The sequence below is a fragment of the Actibacterium mucosum KCTC 23349 genome, assembly GCF_000647975.1.
Classification (GTDB): Bacteria; Pseudomonadota; Alphaproteobacteria; order Rhodobacterales; family Rhodobacteraceae; genus Actibacterium; species Actibacterium mucosum.
In genome coordinates this window covers 1-21639 of record NZ_JFKE01000013.1, presented here as the reverse complement: position 1 = coordinate 21639, position 21639 = coordinate 1, and the positions used below count along the sequence as shown (strand labels likewise).

The following is a 21639-nucleotide window of genomic DNA, read 5'->3' as shown; positions in this document are numbered from 1 at the left end:
ACAACGCAATGCGCGCGCTTATTCGTCGCGTGCTTCGCCGGTCATGCCTTCGGCCATGTCATCCAGCGGCGCGGCCAGTGCCACGGCTTCTTCCGCCTCGGCCTGACGCTGATCGATGACCTTCTGGTCGCGCTCGCCGGCGATGCGGCGCACGCGCTGCGTGGCGCCGCCGGTACCGGCGGGGATCAGGCGACCCACGATGACGTTCTCTTTCAGGCCCACCAGCTTGTCGCGTTTGCCCTGAACCGACACTTCGGTCAGAACGCGGGTGGTTTCCTGGAACGAAGCGGCCGAGATGAAGCTGCGGGTTTGCAGCGACGCCTTGGTGATACCCAGCAGGATCGGCTGACCCGATGCCGGACGACCGCCACGCGATTCCGCCTTTTCGTTGGCCTCGTCGAACTCCATCTTGTCGACATTTTCACCCTTCAGAAGGGTGGTGTCGCCGCTGTCGAGGATCTCCCACTTTTGCAGCATCTGGCGCACGATCACTTCGATATGCTTATCGTTGATCTTCACGCCCTGCAGCCGGTACACGTCCTGCACTTCGTCGATCATGTAATCAGCCAGCGCTTCGACACCCATGATGGCCAGGATGTCATGCGGCGCCGGGTTGCCGTCCATGATATAGTCGCCCTTCTGAACGAAGTCGCCTTCCTGCACCGGGATGTGCTTGCCCTTGGGCACCATGTATTCGACCGGATCGCGCCCGTCTTCGCTGGGCTCGATCGAAATGCGACGCTTGTTCTTGTAGTCGCGGCCAAAGCGCACATAGCCGTCGATCTCGGCGATGATGGCGTGGTCTTTGGGGCGGCGGGCCTCAAAGAGTTCGGCCACACGCGGCAGACCACCGGTGATGTCCTTGGTCTTGGCGCCTTCGCGCGGGATACGCGCGACAACGTCACCGGCCTTCACCTCTTGCCCGTCTTCGATCGACAGAATGGCGTCAACCGACATCGGATAGGTGATCGGGTTGCCCGCGTCGTTGCGCAGCGGCTCGCCATTGGCCGGATCAACCAGGATGATCTCGGGCTTGAGGTCGTTGCCTTTCGGCGCCGACCGCCAGTCCGACACGATCTTCTGCGTCATACCGGTAGCATCGTCGGTATCCTCGCGGACCGAAATGCCGGTGACCAGGTCAACGAATTTCGCAACACCCGGCTTTTCGGCGATGATCGGCAGGGTGAACGGGTCCCATTCGAACAGCTTGTCACCACGCGCCACGTCGGCGCCATCGGTCACGTGCACCTTGGTGCCGTAACCCAGCTTGTGGCTGGCACGTTCCTGACCGTTCTCGTCGATGATCGCCAGAACCATGTTGCGGCCCATAACGATCTGCTCGCCGGACGCGTTTTCCAGCAGGTTCGAGTTCCGCAACTCGATCTTGCCTTCCTGGCTGGCTTCCTGGAACGACTGCTGACCACCTTGCGCAATGCCGCCGATGTGGAAGGTCCGCATCGTCAGCTGCGTGCCGGGTTCACCGATCGACTGTGCCGCGATGATGCCCACGGCCTCGCCAACGTTCACCAGCGTACCACGAGCCAGGTCACGGCCATAGCACATGGCGCAAACACCCTCTTCGGCCTCACAGGTCAGCGGCGAGCGGATGCGCACGTTGGCCAGACCAGCAGCCTCGATGGCGTCGGCCTTGCGTTCGTCGATCAACTCGTTGCGGCTGACGATCACCTCGTCGGTGCCCGGGCGCAGAACGTCGTCTGCGGCTACACGGCCCAGCAGGCGTTCGGAAAGCGAAGCAACCACTTCACCATCGTTCACGGCGGCTTCGGCGGTGATGCCCTTGTCGGTGCCACAATCCTTCATCCGCACGATACAATCCTGCGCCACGTCCACCAGACGGCGGGTCAGATAACCCGAGTTCGCCGTCTTCAGTGCCGTATCGGCCAGACCCTTACGCGCACCGTGGGTCGAGTTGAAGTACTCGAGCACGGTCAGACCTTCTTTAAAGTTCGAGATGATCGGCGTTTCGATGATCTCGCCCGACGGTTTGGCCATCAGACCGCGCATCCCGCCCAGCTGCTTCATCTGCGCGGGCGAACCACGCGCACCTGAATGCGACATCATGTAAACGCTGTTGGGTTCCTTTTCGGCGCCCGCGTCGTCCACGCGCACGGCCGAGATTTCGCCCATCATCGCGTCGGCCACCTGATCGGAACATTTCGACCAAGCATCGACAACTTTGTTGTACTTCTCGCCCTGTGTGATCAGGCCGTCCATGTACTGTTGTTCGAACTCTTTCACCTGATCGCGAACGTCGTTCACGATGGTCCACTTGGTGTCCGGGATCAGCATGTCGTCCTTACCGAACGAGATGCCGGCCTTGAACGCCTCGCGGAAGCCCATGGTCATGATCTGGTCACAGAAGATAACCGACTCTTTCTGACCACAATAGCGGTAGACGGTGTCGATCACCTGCTGCACTTCTTTCTTCCGAAGCAAACGGTTGACCAGTTTGAACGGCGCCTTGGCGTTCAGCGGCAGCAGCGCGCCCAGGCGGACCCGACCCGGGGTGGTTTCGAAGCGTTGGTAAACCTCGTTACCTTCCTCGTCGATCTGCTTGACGCGGGCCTGGATCTTGGCGTGCAGATGCACCTCGCCCGAGTTCAGTGCGTGTTCGATCTCTTCGACCGAACCAAAAACCATGCCCTGACCTTTCATACCCTCACGCTCCAGCGTGATGTAGTAGAGGCCCAGGATCATATCCTGCGACGGCACGATGATCGGCGCACCGTTGGCGGGCGACAGAACGTTGTTCGTCGACATCATCAACACGCGCGCTTCCAGCTGGGCCTCGAGGCTCAGCGGCACGTGCACGGCCATCTGGTCGCCGTCAAAGTCGGCGTTAAAGGCCGAGCAGACCAGCGGGTGCAGCTGAATGGCCTTGCCTTCGATCAGCGTGGGTTCAAACGCCTGAATGCCCAACCGGTGCAGCGTCGGCGCCCGGTTCAGCATCACAGGATGTTCGCGGATCACCTCATCCAGAATGTCCCAAACCTCGGGGCGTTCCTTTTCCACCAGCTTCTTGGCCTGCTTCACGGTTGACGACAGACCTTTGGCCTCAAGCCGGCTGTAGATAAACGGCTTGAACAACTCCAGCGCCATCTTCTTGGGCAGACCACATTGGTGCAGCTTCAGTTCCGGACCGGTCACAATCACCGAACGGCCCGAGAAATCGACCCGCTTGCCCAGAAGGTTCTGACGGAACCGGCCCTGTTTACCCTTCAGCATGTCGCTGAGCGATTTCAGCGGGCGCTTGTTGGCGCCGGTGATCACGCGACCACGGCGGCCATTGTCAAACAGCGCGTCCACCGATTCCTGCAGCATCCGCTTTTCGTTGCGCACGATGATATCGGGCGCACGCAGCTCGATCAGGCGCTTCAGGCGGTTGTTCCGGTTGATCACCCGGCGATACAGGTCGTTCAGGTCCGAGGTGGCGAACCGGCCACCATCCAGCGGCACCAGCGGGCGCAGTTCCGGCGGAATAACCGGCACAACGGTCATGATCATCCATTCCGGGCGGTTGCCCGATTCCAGGAAGCTTTCGACCACTTTCAGACGCTTGATGATCTTCTTGGGCTTCAGCTCGCCGGTGGCTTCCTTCAGCTCTTCGCGCAGGCGCTCGGCCTCGCTCTCCAGATCAATCTGGCTCAGCATTTCGCGGATCGCCTCGGCGCCGATACCGGCGGTGAACGCATCCATGCCATAGGCATCCTGGGCGTCCATGAACTCTTCCTCGGTCATCATCTGGCCATAGGTCAGATCGGTCAGACCGGGTTCGATCACCACGTAGTTCTCAAAATACAGAACCCGCTCCAGATCGCGCAGGGTCATGTCCAGCATCAGGCCGATGCGGCTGGGCAGCGACTTGAGGAACCAGATATGCGCCACGGGCGCGGCCAGTTCGATATGGCCCATACGCTCACGGCGCACCTTTTGCAGCGTCACCTCGACACCACATTTCTCGCAGACAACGCCGCGATACTTCATGCGCTTATATTTACCGCACAGGCATTCGTAATCTTTGATCGGGCCAAAGATACGGGCACAGAACAGGCCGTCACGTTCGGGCTTGAACGTCCGATAGTTGATGGTTTCGGGCTTTTTGATCTCGCCATAAGACCACGACAGGATCCGCTCGGGCGAGGCCAGCGAGACCTTGATCTCGTCAAACGCCTTGGGCGGGGTCAGCGGGTTGAACGGGTTGGTTGTCAGTTCCTGGTTCATTGGAGTTCCTTTCCAGGCTCAGAGCATTCGGGCGTGTAGCGATAGACAGGCAGCGTGATGTCAAATTGCAAGCCATTTTCGCCAGTCACAATTTTTGAGGCATGGGCATGTGGTTTGTTGCTTTCCAACCACCCGGATACAAACGCACCCTCACCAAACCGATCCGTGCAATGTTCAAAGGCAGCTTGCCTTTGAACAGGAGTCAAATCAGCTTCAGAAAAAGCGTGGGAAAACCCGCAAGGTTTGCCATTGGCATTGTAACCTCCTCCGAAATGACACGGCGGAATTTCAATGGTCGTGATGTACGCCGACTGCTCGAAAGCATATAGTGCCCCGGGCATTAAGGCAGAGGCGACGATCAGAGACTTCACTCTTCACCCTCCGCATCCAGGAGTTCCATATTGAGGCCCAGACCCCGGACCTCTTTGACGAGAACGTTAAACGATTCCGGCACGCCGGCCTCGAAGTTGTCTTCGCCCTTCACGATGCTTTCATAGACCTTGGTCCGGCCCGCCACGTCATCCGATTTCACCGTCAGCATCTCCTGCAAGGTGTAGGCGGCGCCGTAAGCTTCCAGAGCCCAGACCTCCATCTCACCAAAGCGCTGGCCACCGAACTGCGCCTTACCACCCAGCGGCTGCTGGGTGACAAGCGAGTACGGACCGGTCGAACGGGCGTGGATCTTGTCATCCACCAGGTGGTGCAGTTTCAGCAGGTATTTCACACCCACCGTCACCGGACGTGCAAACTGTTCGCCCGAGCGCCCGTCAAACAGCCGCGACTGGCCGCTTTCCGAGAAACCGGCGCGCAGCAGCGCGTCGTTCACATCGCTTTCCTTGGCCCCGTCAAAGACCGGCGTGGCAATCGGCACGCCGCGCGTGACATTGCCGGCGCGTTCCACCAGGTCAGCCTCGTCCAGATCGGCCAGGCCTTCCTCGTAAACGTCATCGCCATAGGCAATGCGCAGCGCCTCTTTCACCGGGGTCAGATCGCCCGAGCGTTTGTATTCGCCCAGCGCGTCATCGATTTTCAGACCCAGACCGCGCGCAGCCCAACCCATATGGGTTTCAAGGATCTGACCAACGTTCATACGCGACGGCACGCCCAGCGGGTTCAGACAGAAATCAACCGGGGTCCCATCCTCGAGGAACGGCATGTCCTCCATCGGCACAACGCGAGAGATAACCCCTTTGTTCCCGTGACGGCCGGCCATCTTGTCGCCCGGCTGCAGCTTTCGCTTCACCGCGATGAAGACCTTGACCATCTTCATCACACCCGGCGGCAGGTCGTCGCCACGGCGGACCTTTTCGACCTTATCCTCGAACCGGTGTTCCAGCGCGCGTTTCTGCGCCTCGAACTGTTCGTTCAGCGCCTCAACCTGCGCGGCGTCGGTCTCTTCGGCCAGGGCCAGCTGCCACCACTGACCCTTGGTCAGCATTTCCAGCAGGTCTTCGGTGATCTCGGCATTGGCGGGCACACCTTTGGGGCCTTTGACCGCGGTTTTGCCCAGCAGCATGCCTTTCAGACGCGCATAGATGTTGCGCTCCAGAATGTGCAGCTCGTCATCGCGGTCACGGGCCAGGCTTTCCACCTCTTCGCGCTCGATCTGCAGGGCACGTTCGTCTTTTTCCACACCGTGGCGGTTAAAGACGCGCACCTCAACAACCGTGCCGAAGTCACCCGGCGGCAGGCGCAGCGAGGTGTCGCGCACGTCGCTGGCTTTCTCGCCAAAGATCGCACGCAGCAGTTTCTCCTCGGGCGTCATCGGGCTTTCGCCTTTGGGCGTGATCTTACCCACCAGGATGTCTGCCGGACCAACCTCGGCGCCGATGTAAACGATGCCGGCCTCGTCGAGGTTACGCAGCGCTTCTTCGCCCACATTCGGGATGTCGCGGGTGATCTCTTCGGGGCCCAGCTTGGTGTCGCGGGCGGCCACTTCGAACTCTTCGATATGGATCGAGGTGAACACGTCATCGCGCGCCACCCGTTCCGAGATCAGGATCGAGTCCTCGTAGTTATAGCCATTCCACGGCATAAACGCGACGACCACGTTTTTGCCCAGCGCCAGTTCGCCCATATCGGTCGACGGGCCGTCTGCAATCACCTCGTTGGTGGTCACACGGTCGCCCACCTTCACCAGCGGGCGCTGGTTGATGCAGGTGTTCTGGTTAGACCGCTGGAACTTGCGCAGACGATAGATGTCAACGCCGGGGTCACCGGGTTCCAGGTTCTCGGTGGCGCGGATCACGATCCGGGTGGCGTCCACCTGGTCGATCACACCGCCGCGACGCGCCATGATGGCCGCGCCCGAGTCCTGGGCCACAACGCGTTCGATGCCGGTGCCGACAAACGGCGCATCCGCCTGCAACAGCGGCACGGCCTGACGTTGCATGTTCGAGCCCATCAGCGCGCGGTTGGCGTCGTCGTTTTCCAAAAACGGGATCAGCGAGGCCGCAACCGACACCAGCTGTTTCGGCGATACGTCGATCAGGTCGACGCTTTCGCGCGGCGCCATGGTGTATTCGCCCGACTGACGGGTGTTCACCAGATCGTTCTGGAACCGGCCCGCATCATCGAGGTTGGCGTTGGCCTGGGCCACGGTGTGGCGCATTTCCTCGGTGGCGGACATATAGTTCACCTCGTCGGTGACCTGGCCGTCTTCCACTTTGCGGTACGGGGTTTCGATAAAGCCGTATTTGTTCACGCGGGCATAGGTGGCCAGCGAGTTGATCAGGCCAATGTTCGGACCCTCGGGCGTTTCAATCGGACACATGCGGCCGTAATGGGTCGGGTGCACGTCGCGCACCTCGAACCCGGCGCGTTCGCGGGTCAGACCGCCCGGGCCAAGCGCCGACAGGCGGCGTTTGTGGGTGACTTCCGACAAGGGGTTGGTCTGGTCCATGAACTGCGACAGCTGCGAGCTGCCAAAGAATTCACGCACAGCCGCGGCGGCAGGTTTGGCGTTGATCAGATCCTGCGGCATGACGGTGTCGATCTCGACCGCCGACATGCGCTCCTTGATCGCGCGCTCCATCCGCAGCAGACCCACGCGGTACTGGTTCTCCATCAACTCACCAACCGAGCGCACACGGCGGTTGCCCAGATGGTCGATATCGTCGATGTCGCCCTTGCCGTCGCGCAGTTCCACCAGCGCCTTGATACAGGCGATGATGTCTTCCTTGCGCAGGGTGCGTTGGGTGTCTTCGGCGTCCAGCGCCAGGCGCATGTTCATCTTTACGCGACCCACAGCCGACAGGTCATAACGCTCGCTGTCAAAGAACAGCGTGTCAAACAACGCGCTTGCGGCTTCGACGGTGGGCGGTTCGCCCGGACGCATCACGCGATAGATGTCCATCAGCGCGGTGTCACGGCCCATGTTCTTGTCGGCGGCCATGGTGTTGCGGATGTAGGGGCCGACATTGACGTTGTCGATGTCCAGAACCGGGATGTCGGTGAAACCGGCATCCATCAGCTCTTTCAGCGACCCACCGGTCACTTCGCCGTCCTTGTCCACTTCCCAGGTCAGCTCGTCGCCAGCCTCGACATAGATATAGCCGGTGTCTTCGTTGATGATGTCCTTGGCCACGTATTTGCCAACGATATTGTCGAACGGCACCAGCAGCTCGGTCACCTTGCCTTCGTCGATCAGCTTCTTGACCGCACGAGGGGTGACTTTCTTGCCCGCTTCGCCGATCACTTCGCCCGTACCGGCATCCACCAGATCAAACGTCGGGCGGGTACCGCGCACGCGTTCGGGGAAGAACTTGGTGGCCCAACCTTTGTTCTTCTCCAACCGGTAATTCACGGTGTCGTAATAGGCATCCATGATGCCTTCCTGGTCCAGACCCAGCGCGTAAAGCAGCGTGGTCACCGGCAGTTTGCGGCGACGGTCAACGCGGGCGAACACGATGTCTTTGGCGTCCAGTTCGAAATCCAGCCACGAGCCGCGATAGGGGATGATGCGGCAGGCAAACAACAGCTTGCCCGAGCTGTGCGTTTTGCCTTTGTCATGGTCAAAGAACACACCGGGCGAGCGGTGCATCTGGGAAACGATCACACGCTCGGTGCCGTTCACAACAAACGTGCCGTTCGGCGTCATCAGGGGCATGTCGCCCATAAAGACGTCTTGTTCCTTGATGTCCTTAACCGATTTCGCACCGGTGTCTTCATCGACATCAAACACGATGAGGCGCAGCGTCACCTTCAACGGCGCACTGTAGGTCATGTCACGCTGTTGACATTCATCCACGTCATACTTGGGACGTTCCAACTCGTACCGGACAAATTCCAGTACGGCGGTCTCGTTGAAATCCTTGATCGGGAAGACCGACTGGAACACACCCTGAATGCCTTCGCCATCGGTGGCGACGGGCTGATCGCCCGACTTCAGGAACAGGTCATACGAGGATTTCTGAACCTCGATCAGGTTCGGCATCTCCAGCACTTCGCGGATTTTGCCATAGAATTTGCGGATGCGTTTCTGGCCAACATAAGTCTGCGCCATATGCGTCTTTACCTTTCGTCTGCCGGCTGCGCAGGCCGTCGGGCCCCGGCTGCGCGCCGCTCACGAATGAAGGGGTGAGGTTCCATTCCTGCGTGCCGTCCCACCGGCCGCTCCCGAACCTTGAACACCGCCTTAGAAAACGGCCACATCTGCAGGCCCCTTTCTAAGACAGGTTCGGCTGGGACCGGTTTTCCCGGACCCAGCCTTGAATGTGTTGCTGCAACCCTAAGGTCGCAACGGGCCTTAGGCCAGCTCGACTTCGGCGCCAGCTGCTTCCAGCTTGGCTTTGATGTCTTCGGCTTCGGCTTTGTCGACGCCTTCTTTGATTTTACCGCCTTCTTCAACCAGCGACTTGGCCTCTTTCAGACCCAGGCCGGTGATGCCGCGTACTTCTTTGATGACGGCGATTTTCTGGCCGCCAGCATTTTTCAGTACAACGTCAAATTCGGTTTTCTCTTCTGCAGCGGCACCGGCGTCGCCACCAGCTGCGCCTGCGACCATTACGGCGCCGCCAGCTGCGGGCTCGATGCCGTACTCGTCTTTCAGGATGGTTTTCAGTTCTTGGGCTTCCAGCAGGGTCAGACCAACAATGCTTTCAGCAAGTGCTTTCAGATCAGCCATTTTTACTTCCGTTCGTTCAGATGTGTTCCAACGTGGTGATTTTCAACCCCACGCGGGCCATGTGTTGCTTAAGCGGCTTCCGCGCGCTCCTCGATGGTCGAGAGGATGCTTGCGATGTTCGAAGCAGGGGCGCCAATGGCACCGGCGATGTTCGAAGCAGGCGCACCGATGCAGCCAACGATCGAGGCAATAAGCTCCTCGCGCGACGGCATTTCGGATACGGCTTTCACACCAGCACGGTCCAGAGCCGTCTCTCCCATTGCACCGCCGAGGATTACGAAATTCTCGTTATCCTTGGCATATGCTTCGGCGACCTTGGCAGCAGCCACGGGGTCTTCCGAATAGGAAAGGACGGTCATGCCCGAAAGAAGATCGGCGATGCTTGCGCAGGGCTTTCCTTCCAGGGCGATTTTGGCGAGCCTGTTCTTGGCAACGCGTACGGATCCACCTGCTTCGCGCATGCGTGCACGCAGATCCTGCATCTCAGCAACTGTCAGACCCGCGTAGTGGCTTACAACCACAACGCCAGAGCTTTCAAAGATCTGGCCGAGTTCGTCGACCAATTTCTCTTTCTGGGCTCTATCCACAGTTTCACTCCAAATTTGAGGGGCTCTCACCCCCCGGCTCTATTCTACCCGCCGCGTCCGCGACAGGCGTTCAGGTCCGCATTACGGGGCTGAACCAAAATCGCCCGAGGTTGCCCCTCGGTTGTTCTGGTATCTTTCCCGTCTCAGGCAGGAAATTAAGAGGTATGGAATACCTCACCCACCGTCTTGGACGAAACGCAAAACAGCGCACGACGAATCGCACGCTGTATTGCGAGATTGGGATGTATTTGGATTTGGCCGCTTGGGCAAGAAATAATTACAGAATTGCGACACTCAAATCACCGAATCCCGGCGCGCCTGCCTTCAGTTGTACCACCTGACGGTCGCGGCGCACTGGCCAAGCAGCTGGCACAGCCAAGTTTGTCACACCTGTTGATTATTTTCGGCTTAAAATCTCATGCGACTCGTTCAAAACAACACGCAACGTCGGCATAGCCATTTTCAGGAGCTCCACATGCCATTTGTAGGCGGTACAAGCGGTGATGATCCGAAACTTATAGGAACCCCCGACGCGGATACCATCAACGGCTATGAAGGCAACGACTGGCTTTGGGGTCTGGAAGGCAACGACACCCTTTATGGCGAACTCGATAATGATTGGCTTTTTGGCGGCGACGGCGTCGATTACCTTTACGCTGGCGAAGGTAACGACCGGCTGTTTGGGGGCAACGGCGACGACAATCTTGCCCCCGGCGCCGGGGATGACTGGGTGTTTGGGGGCGATGGCGAAGATTCCATCACTTGGGATGTCGGCACCAGCCTTTTCTTTGGCGGCAGCGGGTCGGACACGCTCAACCTCGTGGTCAGCCTTGCAGCCGAACCGCTGGTCCTGGACCTGCGCCTGACATCGGGGCAAGTGACCGAGTTCGGCACAGTTTGGCTGAACAGCATCGAAAACATCTATGCCAGTGAGTTCGGCGATCAGATCACCGGCAATGCCAGCGCCAACTATATGAACGGCCGCGACGGTGACGACGTTCTGATCGGCCTGCACGGTGACGACACCCTTTTGGGTTGGGACGGCGATGACGTAATCCTTGGCGGGGCCGGGGACGATGTTATCGAGGGCGACGATGTCCCCGACTTTTCCCACACGCCGCAAATCGGCCACGACATCCTGTTTGGCGGCTCGGGCAACGACACCATTTTTGGCGGCTATGGCGATGATACCATGTTCGGCGGGGCCGATGACGACACGATGGATGGGTTCGTCGGGGCCGATTCCATGTTCGGCGGCGCCGGCGATGACCTGCTGGAAGGACATAACGACGACGACCTGTTGGTGGGTGGTTCAGGGAACGACACGCTGCGGGGCCAGCGCAACAACGACACCCTGATCGGCGGGGCGGGTGATGACCTTCTTGACGGCGGTGGTGGCAAAGACACATTTGTCTTTGCCGATCAATTTGGTCACGACACCATTGCAGATCTGGCCGGCAAAGATACCATCGACCTGACGGGCATCTCAGGGCTGAACGCGATCGACGACGTCGAAGCCGTGGCCAGCGACATTGACGGAAACCTTGTTCTGACGTTCTCTGCCACCGAAACCCTAACATTGGTAGGCTGGAGCGTGGCTGATTTCGACGACATCGACTTTCTGATTTAGCCTCCGGCTTTGCCTTCACCGAGGGCCAGCGCAGCGCTTAACGTCACCGCCCGCTGCGCCCAACCGCCACCCGCATCAAACGCTGGAATGTCGGGCATTCCAGATGCGATGGCGCGGGGCAGTCGGCTACATGGATCATTGCGTCACGCAGCGTTTCAAGCTCGCGTATCTGTTTGTCCAGGGCTTCGGCACGTTGCCGCAATTCGTCGCGCGGCAGGTCCGGGGTGCCATCAGGCCCAAACATGCCCGAGATCTCTTTCAACGAAAACCCGGCGGCCTTGCCCAGCGCGATTAACGCCAGCTGGATCGGCACCTCGGCCCCGTATTGCCGACGCAACCCGTTTCGCCCCGCCGACCGGATCAGGCCGATCTCTTCGTAATACCGCAGCGTTGCCGGCGTCATGCCTGCTTGCGCCGAAACCTCACCAATATCCATGAGTTTCATATTGACCTCAAGTCAGCTTCAAGTGGCAGTTTGCCCGGCATCGCCAACTTTCACAAGGTTACTGCTATGCCCTCTCCGCCCCTCTGGCGCGAACCCGCCGCCGCCGCGTTGATCCTTTGTGCCGCGCTGATCACCATGGCCAATTCCACCATCAGCCCCGCCCTGCCGGGGATCGAGGCCCTTTATCCCAACAATCCCAACGCCGCGATGCTGACGCGGCTTTTGGTGCCGGCGCCGTCGATTACCGCGATGGCAATTGCACCCTTTGTCGGCGCATTGGCCGACCGTTTTGGCCGCCGGCCACTGCTGCTGGGAGGTTTGGCGCTGTATGTCGTGGCCGGCGCCGCGCCATTGTGGCCCATGTCGCTGGAGGCAATCTTTGTCTCGCGGTTGGTGCTGGGTGTCGCCGTGGCGCTGGTGCTGACGACATCCGCCGCGCTTGTCGGCGACCTCTTTCTTGGCGAGCGCCGGGCCGGAGTTCTGGGCCTGCAGATTTCGGCACGCAACTTTGGTGGCATGCTGGGGATCGTGGGGGCCGGGATGTTGGCCAGCATCTCAACCCGACTGCCATTCGGCATCTACATTTCGGCGCTGCTTGTCCTTTGGATCACATGGCGTGCTGTGCAGGACGTGCCGCGAGTCGAAAGCAAAAACACCTCAACCCAAGAAGAAACCAGAGGGTGGGCTGTGCCGCTGGCTGCTATTTGTGCGCTGCAAATGGTGACAGCAATGACCTTTTTCATCATGCCGACACAAATGCCGTTCTACGTGCAATCGCTGGGCCATCCACCAGCCAGTTCGACCGGTATCACCATGGGTACTTTAACCCTTGCCGGTGCGCTCGCTGCCCTGCGGTATCGCGCTTTGGCGGGGCTGCTTGGGTCGCAACGCGTTTTGGCACTTGGATATGGGGCCATGGCAATCGGCTTTGCCATCCTTGCCCCTGCGACGGGGCTGTTGATCCTGACAGCTGGTGCGGCGATGGTTGGGGTCGGCTTTGCGTTGGTCTCGCCCGCCTTGCCTGCGCTGGCTCTGGCCACAGCACCGGACCACCGGCGTGGGCTGGCTTTGGGCGCGTTGACCACGGCTGTCTATCTGGGGCAGATCCTGTCCCCCTTTGCCAGCCAAGCCCTGATCGAAGGATATGGCTTTGCAGCACTCTATGTGACCGCGACGGTTGCGGCGGGTGCATTGGCGGTGGGTGCAGTTCTGCGCCGCACATCCCTGGACTGAGCCAACGAAAAAGGGCGCCCAACCAGGCGCCCTTTCCTCAAATTCTGAACAGGTCGGCTTAGTTGCCGGTGGCGCTGTCGACCGAGATCGAGATGCCCGGACCCATGGTCGAGCTGAGCGAGACCTTTTTCATGTAAGCACCCTTGGCACCGGTCGGCTTGGCTTTCTGAACCGCGTCCACAAAGGCACGGACGTTTTCAACCAGCTTGGCTTCGTCGAAGGACGCTTTGCCAACACCCGCGTGCACAACACCGGCCTTTTCGGCGCGGAACTGAACTTCACCACCTTTGGCGTTTTTCACCGCATCGGTGACATCCATGGTCACGGTGCCCACCTTGGGGTTCGGCATCAGGTTACGCGGGCCCAGGATTTTACCCAGACGGCCAACGATCGGCATCATGTCCGGGGTTGCGATGCAGCGATCAAACTCGATCGTGCCGCCCTGAACGGTTTCCATCAGATCTTCGGCGCCCACAATGTCGGCACCTGCGGCCTGCGCTTCTTCGGCTTTTGCGCCACGTGCGAACACAGCAACGCGCACCGACTTGCCCGTGCCGTTCGGCAGGTTGACAGTGCCGCGCACCATCTGGTCAGCGTGACGGGTATCAACGCCCAGGTTCATCGCGATCTCGATGGTTTCGTCAAACTTGGCCTTGGCATTGCCTTTGACCAGGGCAACTGCTTCTTCCACGGTCACATTGGCTTTTTCGCCAATGGCGTCGCGGGCGGCAGCGGTACGTTTTCCAACATTTGCCATCAGATTACCCTTTCACCTCGATACCCATCGACCGGGCCGACCCCAGGATGATCTGCATCGCCGCATCGATATCGTTGGCGTTCAGATCCTTCATCTTGGCTTCGGCGATCTCTTTCACCTGCGCAACGGTCACCGAGCCCACGGTCTCGCGACCCGGGTTATTGGCGGCCGATTTCAGCTTGGCGGCTTTTTTCAGGAAGTAAGACGCGGGCGGCGTCTTGATGTCCATGGTAAAGGACTTGTCCTGGTAATAGGTGATGATCGTCGGGCACGGCGCACCAGGTTCCAGTTCCTGCGTCTTGGCGTTGAACGCCTTGCAGAATTCCATGATGTTGATGCCGCGCTGACCCAGCGCCGGGCCCACGGGCGGGCTGGGGTTTGCCTGACCGGCAGGCACCTGCAGCTTCATGCTGCCAGCAAGTTTCTTGGCCATTGGCCTTCTCCTTTTCAACTCCGTCCGGGCGCGCCCGTCGGGATATGGTTGATGTGGTCAGGTCCGGATTTCGCGAAACCCTCGCCTCCCACATGGAATGTTGTCCGGGGACAACAGGCGCGCGGCATACACTGACTGTGGCCGCTTGGCAAGCCCGCGGGCGCGGAAATTGCCCGCCTGCGGGCCCCGGTAGGATGGGGCGCGAACCATGCCGCGCCCCGCCCCGATCACTTGCAGATCTCGCCGGTATACCGAACCAGCCCTTCGCCGGTTTTCAGGTTCAGCCGGCCAAAGCTGTAAAACGTGCCCGAAAAGCCCTTCAGGTGGCCAAAGGTCTCGTCCAATGTATAGTTGGTTTCCAGGACAAAGTTGTCGGCATCGCCCGCTAGTTTTGTCCCGGCAACCGCACAAAGACGGGGGGCATTCACATGATACTGGGCATCGCCGAAGTGGCCCTGCGCGTCAGCGACCTTGACCGCGCCACCCGATTTTATTGTGACATGCTGGGCTTTTCGGTTCATTTGACCGAGCCGCAAGTGGTCTTTCTGGAGGTTTGCCAAAACGGTACGCCCTTGGCAAAGATGGGGCATCCACAGCTATTGGCCCTGTTTAATCGAGGGCAGGCCATTGACCCGCTCGTCACGACGTTTGATCACATAGCCTTTGAGATCTCCGACGACCGCTACGATGCCGAACTGGCGCGCTTCGACGGGCTGGGAATGGTGATCCGCGAGCGCACATGGCCCGACAGCCTGTTGTGGCGCGGGCGGTCCTTCTTTTTCCGGGACCCTGACGGGAACGTCGTCGAACTAATCGCCGCACTCCCCGAAGCCAAGGCCTAGCCGGGACTAACGGTACTGGGCCGCGGTGATGAACTCGGCAAATGCCTCGCACCAGACCAGCACGGTGTTGTATTGGGTCACGTCGATGCCGGCAGGCACGTCCAGAATGAACCCGTCAAAGGTCTTCACATCGCCCACCTGCACGGCGCTTGCTTTGATCGGTTCAAACGCATCCTCGTGATCGACAAATTCCGGAACCAGGTACAGCTTGTAATCCGGCCCCGGCGCCAGCTTGCCCATATGCACGATCTTGTCGGCGGCAATGCTGATGCTGCCCTCGCCCCAATGCACAAAATCGCTGCCGCGCAACTCGCGGGTCAAATCGGCAGTGAACATCGCGTCGCTGGCTGATTGTTCCAACTCAGCCGCATCCGGTGATGGCGGCGCGGTCAGGATCGGCAGCAGGTAGATACCCAGTGCAAAGCCAAACGCTACTGCAACACCATGGGTCACCAACCAGATAATCAATCGACGCATGACAAAACCTCCGATCCATCTGATCGCAGGTTACGAGATCACGCCCGGACGTCCAACAGGGATGCAAACAAAAACGCCGCCCGAAGGCGGCGCAGCGTCAGACCTCTTTCGAGACCTGCGTGTATTCGAGTTCCACAGGGGTGGCGCGGCCAAAGATCGACACGGTCACCTTCAGGCGCTGGTTTTCGTCGTCCACTTCCTCGACCATGCCGGCGAAGCCTTCGAACGGGCCATCGGTCACGTTCACCTGCTCGCCCACCTCGTAGGTGATCAGCGAGCGCGGCGCTTCGACACCTTCCTCGGCACGGTTGAGGATCTGGTTCACTTCGTCATCGCGCATCGGCATCGGGCGGCCTTGCGGGCCAAGGAACCCGGTGACCCGATTGATGTTGTTGATCAGGTGATAGCCCTGGTCGGTCATCTCCATACGGACAAGAACGTAACCGGGCATAAAGCGTCGTTCGGTTGTGACCTTCTTGCCGCGGCGCACTTCGATCACCTCTTCGGTGGGCACCAGCACTTCTTCGATCTCGTCCTCAAGGCCGTTCTCGATCACGTTTTGGTTGATCTGCTCGGCCACCTTCTTTTCGAAATTCGAAAGAACGCTGACCGAATACCACCGCTTCGCCATCTTAATTCAACCTCTTCTGCGCCCGGGGCTCGTACCCGATACATGTTCCATTAACGCGGCCAAGCCGCCTGCCCCAACAAAAAATCGGCGCGCAACTTGATTCGATGCACGCCACGTTTGAAAGGTGAGACCGCATAACAGAGGACCGCGCAGCAGTTCAAGGCCCGGCGCGCGGTTTCTTACCGGTCGAACCAGCCCAGTCCGAATTCCAGGCCAGAGCGGATGCCCAGATCAATAAGGGTAAAGAAAATCGCGGTGATCGTGGCCAGGATCAGCACCATAACCGTCGTCAGGACAACCTCGCGCCGTGTGGGCCACACAACTTTCGAGATCTCCGAGCGGGTCTGCTGAATAAACTGAAGCGGGTTCGCCTTGGCCATGTCTCAATTCCTTCGGTCAACGGGCGCGAGATACGCCTTTGCGCGCCGGAATTCAAGGCAAAGCTTGCAACCGGTCCCTAACACGGGCCCGCAAAGCCTTTGCATCCGAATGTCCGGAAACCTGGCCTGGCAGGGGCTGAGGGACTCGAACCCACGACCCTCGGTTTTGGAGACCGATGCTCTACCAACTGAGCTAAACCCCTATGGCCATGCAGCGACCTACGGCACCTCGGCGGTGAAATCAAGACCGGTTTTGGCGTTTTCCTTGTCGTGGGTCTAAATCACCGCCAACCCCATCAGGATCAGACCGATCCAGCCCACCATGTAGGCCGCAGAACGCAGGAACGGAATGCCGGCAAGATAGATCGGAACATAGGCGATCCGGGCCAGAACATACATCTGCGTGCCCAGCAGGGCCTGTTCCATATGTGCCTCGGGCACGATCAGGGCAAGAATACCCAGACCGATAAAGATCGGAAAGTTTTCACGCGAATTGGCATCGGCCTTGATCGCGCGCGCGTGGGCTTTGCCCGGCTCGGGCAACGTGTCGCGTGGGCCCAGATATTGCATGAACCCGATACGGAAAAACAAGATCGTTGCCGGGGTCATGATTGTCAGAAAATATACGACCGTACCGGCCACAAGCCACTGTTCCATGGCGATCCCTCCCTGTTGAAAACACGCTGGAAATGGGATTAAATGGGTATAGATTCAATTCCTTTTGAGGGTATGCCAGTTGGACAAAAGCTCACGTTTCGGTGAAGAGCTGCGCGCCGTCCGTGCAGATCTGGGTCTCAGCCAATCCGCGCTTGCGGGACAATTGGGATCAACGCAACGGCATCTGTCATTTCTTGAAACCGGGCGCTCGCAGCCAACACGCAGCTTCTTGGGGCGGCTGTGCAGCGAATTGAACCTGTCCGCCGCACAGCGCGGCGCCTTGTTCGAAGCATCGGGTTTTGCCAGCCCGGTATCCCAACAAGGCAACACAGGAAAAGATGTCGAAGCCGCGCTTGATATGATGCAGGTGCAGATCCTGGATCAATGGCCTTATCCCGCGCTGATCCTTGATCCCGGCTGGAACATCCTGCGCGTCAATGGCCATACCCGCACTCTTTTCGGCGCCTTTGGCCTGGGCGGCGGCGCGGGACCTGACAACCTGATCGAACTTCTGCTCAGCGACCATATGCGCTCGATGGTCGTGAATTGGACACAGGTTTGCGCGGCGATCTACTTTCGCCTGCGCAAGGCCGCCGAACATGACCAAAAACTGGCCGATCGTCTGCAGAGCCTGCGGCGGGACGGGATGTTCGACAATGTCCCAACCGCCATTACACAACCCGGCGCCATGCCCGCGATCATCCCTTTCACCATCGGCTTCCCAGATGGAAGCCGGATGGGCATGACCTCGATGCTGGGCCAGATCGCCACGGCGCAGGATCCCGTGGTCGAAGGGTTCGAGGTTGAGATGATGCTGCCGGTTGATGCCGCGTCGCAGACAATCCTGCAGACGATCCTGCGCGGTTAAAGCTGCGCCAGAACGGCACGCAGAACTTTCGCGCCATATTCGCCGTTCATATGCCGGAAATCCCCGCTTTCGGCGGCATTTTCGACCTGATAGGCCGCGTCGGTCAGGCAGCCTCCCTGCACCGTTTCGTCTGGCTGCGCAACGAATGTGATTCCGTCCTTGGCCAGTACATCGGCAATTTCATCGTTCAACGCCGTGCGATCCTTGGCTTCGGCTTTGGCGGCCTCGGGGAAGGTTTCCAGGTATTTCTGCCCGCCCGCGCCCGGCACTTCGAAGGGTGCCGGCGAAAAGAACACGCGCGCACCCGCTGCGGCAAAGGCCCGGGCCACGCGCACCGACCGGATCGAGGACAGCCAGCGCTCCAGCGCCGCGCGCCGAACGGCGGCACTGACAAACCCGTCAGCATCACGCGCACGATGCAGAAACTCGGCAATAAACGCGGTCGACCGCATGCGCGCACCGTGAAACAGAAAGGCATCGAAATCGCTGCCTTCCAGCCGTGTGCGCCCCGTGCCGTTCACCATCTCCAGCGCGGTCAGCGCTTCGTCATCGGGCACGACCGCCCCGTCATCTGTCAGGCGTAGCCCCCGAAACTCCGGACCCGGCGCGCCGTAGAATTCGATCGTGTAGGAACCGGCGCCATCGACACCGGCATCCAAGGCGTGTTTCAGCGAGGCAAGGTGGCTGTCGCCGTAAATGCACAGGGTCTTATTTGGCGAAAGCACCCAACATCTCCTCTTCGCATTTCACATCATCTGCGGTGGGTTCTTCTTTCATGACCACCTTGGGGGCGGGTGTGGGTGCAGGTTTGCTGACACCCTGATCGTGAAAGAAGTTCTCCATCACGTGGTTTACGCCAGCCTGCACCACGTTGCGCGCATTCGGAGCGTAAAACATACCGCGGAACGGCGGGCTGGTGATGATCTCGTAGCTGGGGAAATAATCCACGAACCGATAGTCGGCCTGCAATTGCCCTGCGACCGCGCGCAGCACCGATTTGGAATAGGTCGTGGCCGTCAGCACATGCTGCCCCGACGCCGTTGCCGTCAGCGGCACGGGCGACACGGTCAGCAACACCCTGAGGCTGCTGTTCACCGTGCGCATCATGCGCAGCGCCTGCGCCATGTCGCGGCGGATGGACGGGAAATCCTGGTTCACGAACTCATGCTTGTCGGCGTCAAACGTACCGGCCAACGTGCCGGGACACAGGGCATATTCCTGCCCTGTTTCTCGGTTCCGCCAACTTTCGGTCAGCCCCATGGTGAAAACGAACACGTTGCCCTCGGTCACCGCACGGCGGATCGCGGACAGCGTTGCAGCGCGTGATTTCAGCGCTTCGTCGGCACTGACGAACCCGCCCGGTTCGATGGCCGGGCGGAGCGGATCGAAGAACCGTCCGTCCTGTTCCCACAATTCCGGCGCGTCGTCCGTGTCTTCCAACGCCAGCCGCAGCCACTGCACCAACATGCGCGCGGTATAAATGTTACCCGTGCGAAAGCTGAAAACGCCATAGTTGAACCGTTTGCGCGCATCGTCATCCAGATGGTCGCTGGCCGGTTCGGCGTCGAACCAGTGATAGCCGCGCGCCGACAACGCCCGGCCGATATGCTGCGCAAAACACGACCCTGCCGTGACAATCTTATGGCGCGGTTTGATGGCGTATTTGGGCGCCCAAAGCTCGCGAATATGCAATGCGTTCTGTTCGGCCACGCCCGCGCGCCAAAACGCCTTGGGCGGAAGATCGGAATAAGGATGTGACACGCGAAATAACCTGCTGTTTAGCGACGGTACTGCCTGATTTTGATTAAGAATATCAGAACGCAAGCAAGATGGGCAGGGTTTTCAACCGCCTTCTTTCGCTGCCAGGTAATCACGGGCTTTCACCCGGAACTGTACGGCCCGCACATATTCGAACTTTGCCGAAAGCTCGGCCACGAATTCCGATATGTTGGCCTCGTCAATGCCGGCTTCAAGCGCTTTCATCATGCGGGCTTCCCCCTCGTCCAAAGCGCCATCGCGAACGTCCAGCGAGGCCAGCTTGAACAAGGAATACCCCATGTTTTCTTCCAGCTCCAATGCCTTCTCGTAGGCAGCCCGCGCCTTGTCGTTCTCGTCAAATTCTATGTAAACGGAACCCAGCCTTTCATGCGCCCAAGCGTTGGTTTCATCCGCCGCAATCATCGCTTCTGCATCCTGCAGCGCCTTTTCGCGCATGCCGTTTATCGAATACAGCCACGCCCGCCAGTCCAGCACGTCATAGTCATAGCCAAGGTCCACCTCGGCTCGTTCCAGAACGCCGAGAGCGTGGAATTCACGTCCCAGCCCAATCAGCGCACGGGCCTTCATGACGCGGACATAGGCGATGTCCGGCCAGTCTTTCATGGTCGTGTCGAAATCGTTGATGGCCTGTTTGTAACGGGACAGGTCGAAAAGGATCAGGCCTCTCTCATAGATATCCCACGTCGAGGTCTCGTCGATTTCCAAAGAGGTCTGAATGGCCTCCAAAGCCTCCTGGAATTCGCCACGATAGCGCAGGGTCTGCGCCCGCCCGCCCCAAGCCCAAGTGTCAAATTCGTCAATTTCGATCGCACGGTCAAAGGCCGATAACGCTTCGTCAAAACGCCCCGCTTCATGCATGTTCCAACCCAGGCGGGCCAGGGGCCAGGAATAATCGGGGTCAATTGCTACGGCCGCTTCCAGCTGCGCCGCAGCTTCGTCCAATGTCAGCTCGCCGGTATTGTATCGTGACGCGGCCAGCCCTGCCAAAGCTTCGGCGGTTGGCTTGCGCGCCATCGAACTTCCAAAATGCGCGGCGGCGGCTTCGAAATCCTCTTTCGTCCACTCGATCCACCCCAATGCGTTGAACGCATCCACGTTGCCCGGCTTGATCGTCAGCATTTCGTCGTAGATTTCGGTGGCACGGGCAAGGTCGCCCAGTTCCACATGCGACCAGCCCAGAACATCCATGACCCCCAGACGATCATTTTCCGACAGCCCCGGCTCGTTCAACGCGGTTTCGCACAGCTCGACCAGCCGCTCATAGCTGTCGTTCCAATCCATACAGGCCTTGGCATAGGTATCCTGCGAGTGCCGCAGCAGCGGTTTACCGACAGCCGGGCTGACAAGCACAAGGGCGACGGCAATGATCAGGGTAAAAGAATGGCGCATGGGATTACCTGTTACGGGATTACTCGCCCGAAACTAGCGGATTCGTCCAGCAACTCAACCACTATGGCAGCAAAACCAACACTGCATTCACGCACGAAAAAGCCGCCCCGAAGGGCGGCTTTCAAATTCTTGGGATCGGTTCAGATCACTCGATGATTTTCGAG

At 59.5% G+C, this 21639-nt stretch carries 20 protein-coding genes and 1 tRNA gene; 4 read left to right on the top strand and 17 right to left on the bottom strand.

Annotated elements, in window-relative coordinates:
- Nucleotides 1-18 precede the first annotated feature (18 nt).
- The 5 genes from rpoC to rplJ form a co-directional block, all read right to left on the bottom strand.
- Nucleotides 19-4242, bottom strand: coding sequence for a DNA-directed RNA polymerase subunit beta' (rpoC, locus tag ACMU_RS18280; protein WP_035262881.1), 4224 nt, complete (start codon nt 4240-4242; stop codon nt 19-21).
- Complete coding sequence (locus ACMU_RS19380; RefSeq protein WP_152544683.1) at nt 4239-4613, bottom strand: hypothetical protein; 375 nt, start codon at nt 4611-4613, stop codon at nt 4239-4241. The genes rpoC and ACMU_RS19380 overlap by 4 nt, the downstream gene beginning before the upstream one ends.
- Entirely contained in the window at nt 4610-8746 is a 4137-nt protein-coding gene (gene rpoB / locus ACMU_RS18275; RefSeq protein ID WP_035262879.1) for a DNA-directed RNA polymerase subunit beta, read from the bottom strand. The genes ACMU_RS19380 and rpoB overlap by 4 nt, the downstream gene beginning before the upstream one ends.
- 243 nt (nt 8747-8989) lie before the next feature.
- Nucleotides 8990-9367, bottom strand: a complete 378-nt coding sequence (rplL, locus tag ACMU_RS18270) for a 50S ribosomal protein L7/L12 (protein ID WP_035262876.1) — start codon at nt 9365-9367, stop codon at nt 8990-8992.
- Nucleotides 9368-9435: 68 nt separating this feature from the next.
- A complete protein-coding gene (gene rplJ / locus ACMU_RS18265; RefSeq protein WP_035262872.1) occupies nt 9436-9954 on the bottom strand; it encodes a 50S ribosomal protein L10 in 519 nt (172 codons plus the stop codon).
- 475 nt (nt 9955-10429) lie between these two features.
- On the opposite strand from rplJ, the gene ACMU_RS18260 reads away from it, so the two are divergent.
- The gene (locus ACMU_RS18260) at nt 10430-11584 is read left to right on the top strand and encodes a calcium-binding protein (protein ID WP_051588448.1); all 1155 of its coding nucleotides are present in this window, start codon (nt 10430-10432) and stop codon (nt 11582-11584) included.
- A 43-nt stretch (nt 11585-11627) separates the two neighbouring features.
- Here the strand turns inward: ACMU_RS18260 and ACMU_RS18255 are convergent, their stop codons facing one another.
- The gene (locus tag ACMU_RS18255) at nt 11628-12029 is read right to left on the bottom strand and encodes a helix-turn-helix domain-containing protein (RefSeq protein WP_035262869.1); all 402 of its coding nucleotides are present in this window, start codon (nt 12027-12029) and stop codon (nt 11628-11630) included.
- 66 nt (nt 12030-12095) lie between these two features.
- On the opposite strand from ACMU_RS18255, the gene ACMU_RS18250 reads away from it, so the two are divergent.
- Nucleotides 12096-13262 (top strand): MFS transporter, encoded by a 1167-nt coding sequence (locus tag ACMU_RS18250; RefSeq protein ID WP_035262866.1) that lies wholly within the window; start codon nt 12096-12098, stop codon nt 13260-13262.
- A gap of 58 nt (nt 13263-13320) precedes the next feature.
- Here the strand turns inward: ACMU_RS18250 and rplA are convergent, their stop codons facing one another.
- From rplA to ACMU_RS18235, 3 genes are all read right to left on the bottom strand, one after another.
- The gene (gene rplA / locus ACMU_RS18245) at nt 13321-14019 is read right to left on the bottom strand and encodes a 50S ribosomal protein L1 (RefSeq protein WP_035262863.1); all 699 of its coding nucleotides are present in this window, start codon (nt 14017-14019) and stop codon (nt 13321-13323) included.
- Between the two features lie 4 nt (nt 14020-14023).
- Nucleotides 14024-14452 (bottom strand): 50S ribosomal protein L11, encoded by a 429-nt coding sequence (gene rplK / locus ACMU_RS18240; protein ID WP_035262860.1) that lies wholly within the window; start codon nt 14450-14452, stop codon nt 14024-14026.
- A gap of 227 nt (nt 14453-14679) precedes the next feature.
- A complete protein-coding gene (locus tag ACMU_RS18235) occupies nt 14680-14973 on the bottom strand; it encodes a hypothetical protein (RefSeq protein WP_162531398.1) in 294 nt (97 codons plus the stop codon).
- On the opposite strand from ACMU_RS18235, the gene ACMU_RS18230 reads away from it, so the two are divergent.
- Nucleotides 14881-15294: a VOC family protein gene (locus tag ACMU_RS18230; protein ID WP_035262855.1), complete on the top strand. Its 414-nt coding sequence runs from the start codon at nt 14881-14883 to the stop codon at nt 15292-15294. The two genes, ACMU_RS18235 and ACMU_RS18230, sit on opposite strands and share 93 nt — an antisense overlap.
- Nucleotides 15295-15300: 6 nt before the next feature.
- Here ACMU_RS18230 and ACMU_RS18225 read toward each other — a convergent pair whose 3' ends face one another.
- The 5 genes from ACMU_RS18225 to ACMU_RS18205 all read right to left on the bottom strand — a co-directional run bounded on the left by ACMU_RS18225 (nt 15301) and on the right by ACMU_RS18205 (nt 17439).
- Nucleotides 15301-15771 (bottom strand): DM13 domain-containing protein, encoded by a 471-nt coding sequence (locus tag ACMU_RS18225; protein ID WP_035262852.1) that lies wholly within the window; start codon nt 15769-15771, stop codon nt 15301-15303.
- Nucleotides 15772-15868: 97 nt separating this feature from the next.
- Complete coding sequence (gene nusG, locus ACMU_RS18220) at nt 15869-16402, bottom strand: transcription termination/antitermination protein NusG (RefSeq protein WP_035262849.1); 534 nt, start codon at nt 16400-16402, stop codon at nt 15869-15871.
- A 179-nt stretch (nt 16403-16581) separates the two neighbouring features.
- A complete protein-coding gene (gene secE / locus ACMU_RS18215) occupies nt 16582-16782 on the bottom strand; it encodes a preprotein translocase subunit SecE (RefSeq protein ID WP_035262846.1) in 201 nt (66 codons plus the stop codon).
- 127 nt (nt 16783-16909) lie between these two features.
- Nucleotides 16910-16985, bottom strand: a tRNA-Trp gene (locus ACMU_RS18210).
- A 73-nt stretch (nt 16986-17058) separates the two neighbouring features.
- Nucleotides 17059-17439, bottom strand: coding sequence for an MAPEG family protein (locus ACMU_RS18205; RefSeq protein WP_051588447.1), 381 nt, complete (start codon nt 17437-17439; stop codon nt 17059-17061).
- 79 nt (nt 17440-17518) lie between these two features.
- Here ACMU_RS18205 and ACMU_RS18200 point away from each other — a divergent pair, with 79 nt between their 5' ends.
- On the top strand, nt 17519-18307 hold the full coding sequence (locus tag ACMU_RS18200) for a helix-turn-helix domain-containing protein (protein WP_035262843.1): 789 nt from the start codon (nt 17519-17521) through the stop codon (nt 18305-18307).
- Here ACMU_RS18200 and ACMU_RS18195 read toward each other — a convergent pair.
- The 3 genes from ACMU_RS18195 to ACMU_RS18185 form a co-directional block, all read right to left on the bottom strand.
- Complete coding sequence (locus tag ACMU_RS18195; RefSeq protein ID WP_035262840.1) at nt 18304-19032, bottom strand: hypothetical protein; 729 nt, start codon at nt 19030-19032, stop codon at nt 18304-18306. The two genes, ACMU_RS18200 and ACMU_RS18195, sit on opposite strands and share 4 nt — an antisense overlap.
- The gene (locus ACMU_RS18190) at nt 19016-20068 is read right to left on the bottom strand and encodes a GSCFA domain-containing protein (RefSeq protein ID WP_035262837.1); all 1053 of its coding nucleotides are present in this window, start codon (nt 20066-20068) and stop codon (nt 19016-19018) included. Before ACMU_RS18190 ends, ACMU_RS18195 begins: the two co-directional genes overlap by 17 nt.
- An 81-nt stretch (nt 20069-20149) precedes the next feature.
- On the bottom strand, nt 20150-21475 hold the full coding sequence (locus tag ACMU_RS18185) for a tetratricopeptide repeat protein (protein WP_035262835.1): 1326 nt from the start codon (nt 21473-21475) through the stop codon (nt 20150-20152).
- Nucleotides 21476-21639 lie beyond the last annotated feature (164 nt).

What these genes read in the sequence shown, in the direction of transcription:
- ACMU_RS18260 (WP_051588448.1), top strand. Translation starts at nt 10,430, where the DNA reads ATGCCATTTGTAGGCGGTACAAGCGGTGATGATCCGAAACTTATAGGA.
- secE (WP_035262846.1), bottom strand. Translation starts at nt 16,782, where the DNA reads ATGGCCAAGGCGAACCCGCTTCAGTTTATTCAGCAGACCCGCTCGGAG.
- ACMU_RS18235 (WP_162531398.1), bottom strand. Translation starts at nt 14,973, where the DNA reads ATGAACCGAAAAGCCCAGCATGTCACAATAAAATCGGGTGGCGCGGTC.
- nusG (WP_035262849.1), bottom strand. Translation starts at nt 16,402, where the DNA reads ATGGCGAAGCGGTGGTATTCGGTCAGCGTTCTTTCGAATTTCGAAAAG.
- ACMU_RS18250 (WP_035262866.1), top strand. Translation starts at nt 12,096, where the DNA reads ATGCCCTCTCCGCCCCTCTGGCGCGAACCCGCCGCCGCCGCGTTGATC.
- ACMU_RS18185 (WP_035262835.1), bottom strand. Translation starts at nt 21,475, where the DNA reads ATGCGCCATTCTTTTACCCTGATCATTGCCGTCGCCCTTGTGCTTGTC.
- ACMU_RS18205 (WP_051588447.1), bottom strand. Translation starts at nt 17,439, where the DNA reads ATGGAACAGTGGCTTGTGGCCGGTACGGTCGTATATTTTCTGACAATC.
- rplA (WP_035262863.1), bottom strand. Translation starts at nt 14,019, where the DNA reads ATGGCAAATGTTGGAAAACGTACCGCTGCCGCCCGCGACGCCATTGGC.
- rpoB (WP_035262879.1), bottom strand. Translation starts at nt 8,746, where the DNA reads ATGGCGCAGACTTATGTTGGCCAGAAACGCATCCGCAAATTCTATGGC.
- rplL (WP_035262876.1), bottom strand. Translation starts at nt 9,367, where the DNA reads ATGGCTGATCTGAAAGCACTTGCTGAAAGCATTGTTGGTCTGACCCTG.
- rpoC (WP_035262881.1), bottom strand. Translation starts at nt 4,242, where the DNA reads ATGAACCAGGAACTGACAACCAACCCGTTCAACCCGCTGACCCCGCCC.
- ACMU_RS18225 (WP_035262852.1), bottom strand. Translation starts at nt 15,771, where the DNA reads ATGCGTCGATTGATTATCTGGTTGGTGACCCATGGTGTTGCAGTAGCG.
- ACMU_RS18230 (WP_035262855.1), top strand. Translation starts at nt 14,881, where the DNA reads ATGATACTGGGCATCGCCGAAGTGGCCCTGCGCGTCAGCGACCTTGAC.
- ACMU_RS18255 (WP_035262869.1), bottom strand. Translation starts at nt 12,029, where the DNA reads ATGAAACTCATGGATATTGGTGAGGTTTCGGCGCAAGCAGGCATGACG.
- rplK (WP_035262860.1), bottom strand. Translation starts at nt 14,452, where the DNA reads ATGGCCAAGAAACTTGCTGGCAGCATGAAGCTGCAGGTGCCTGCCGGT.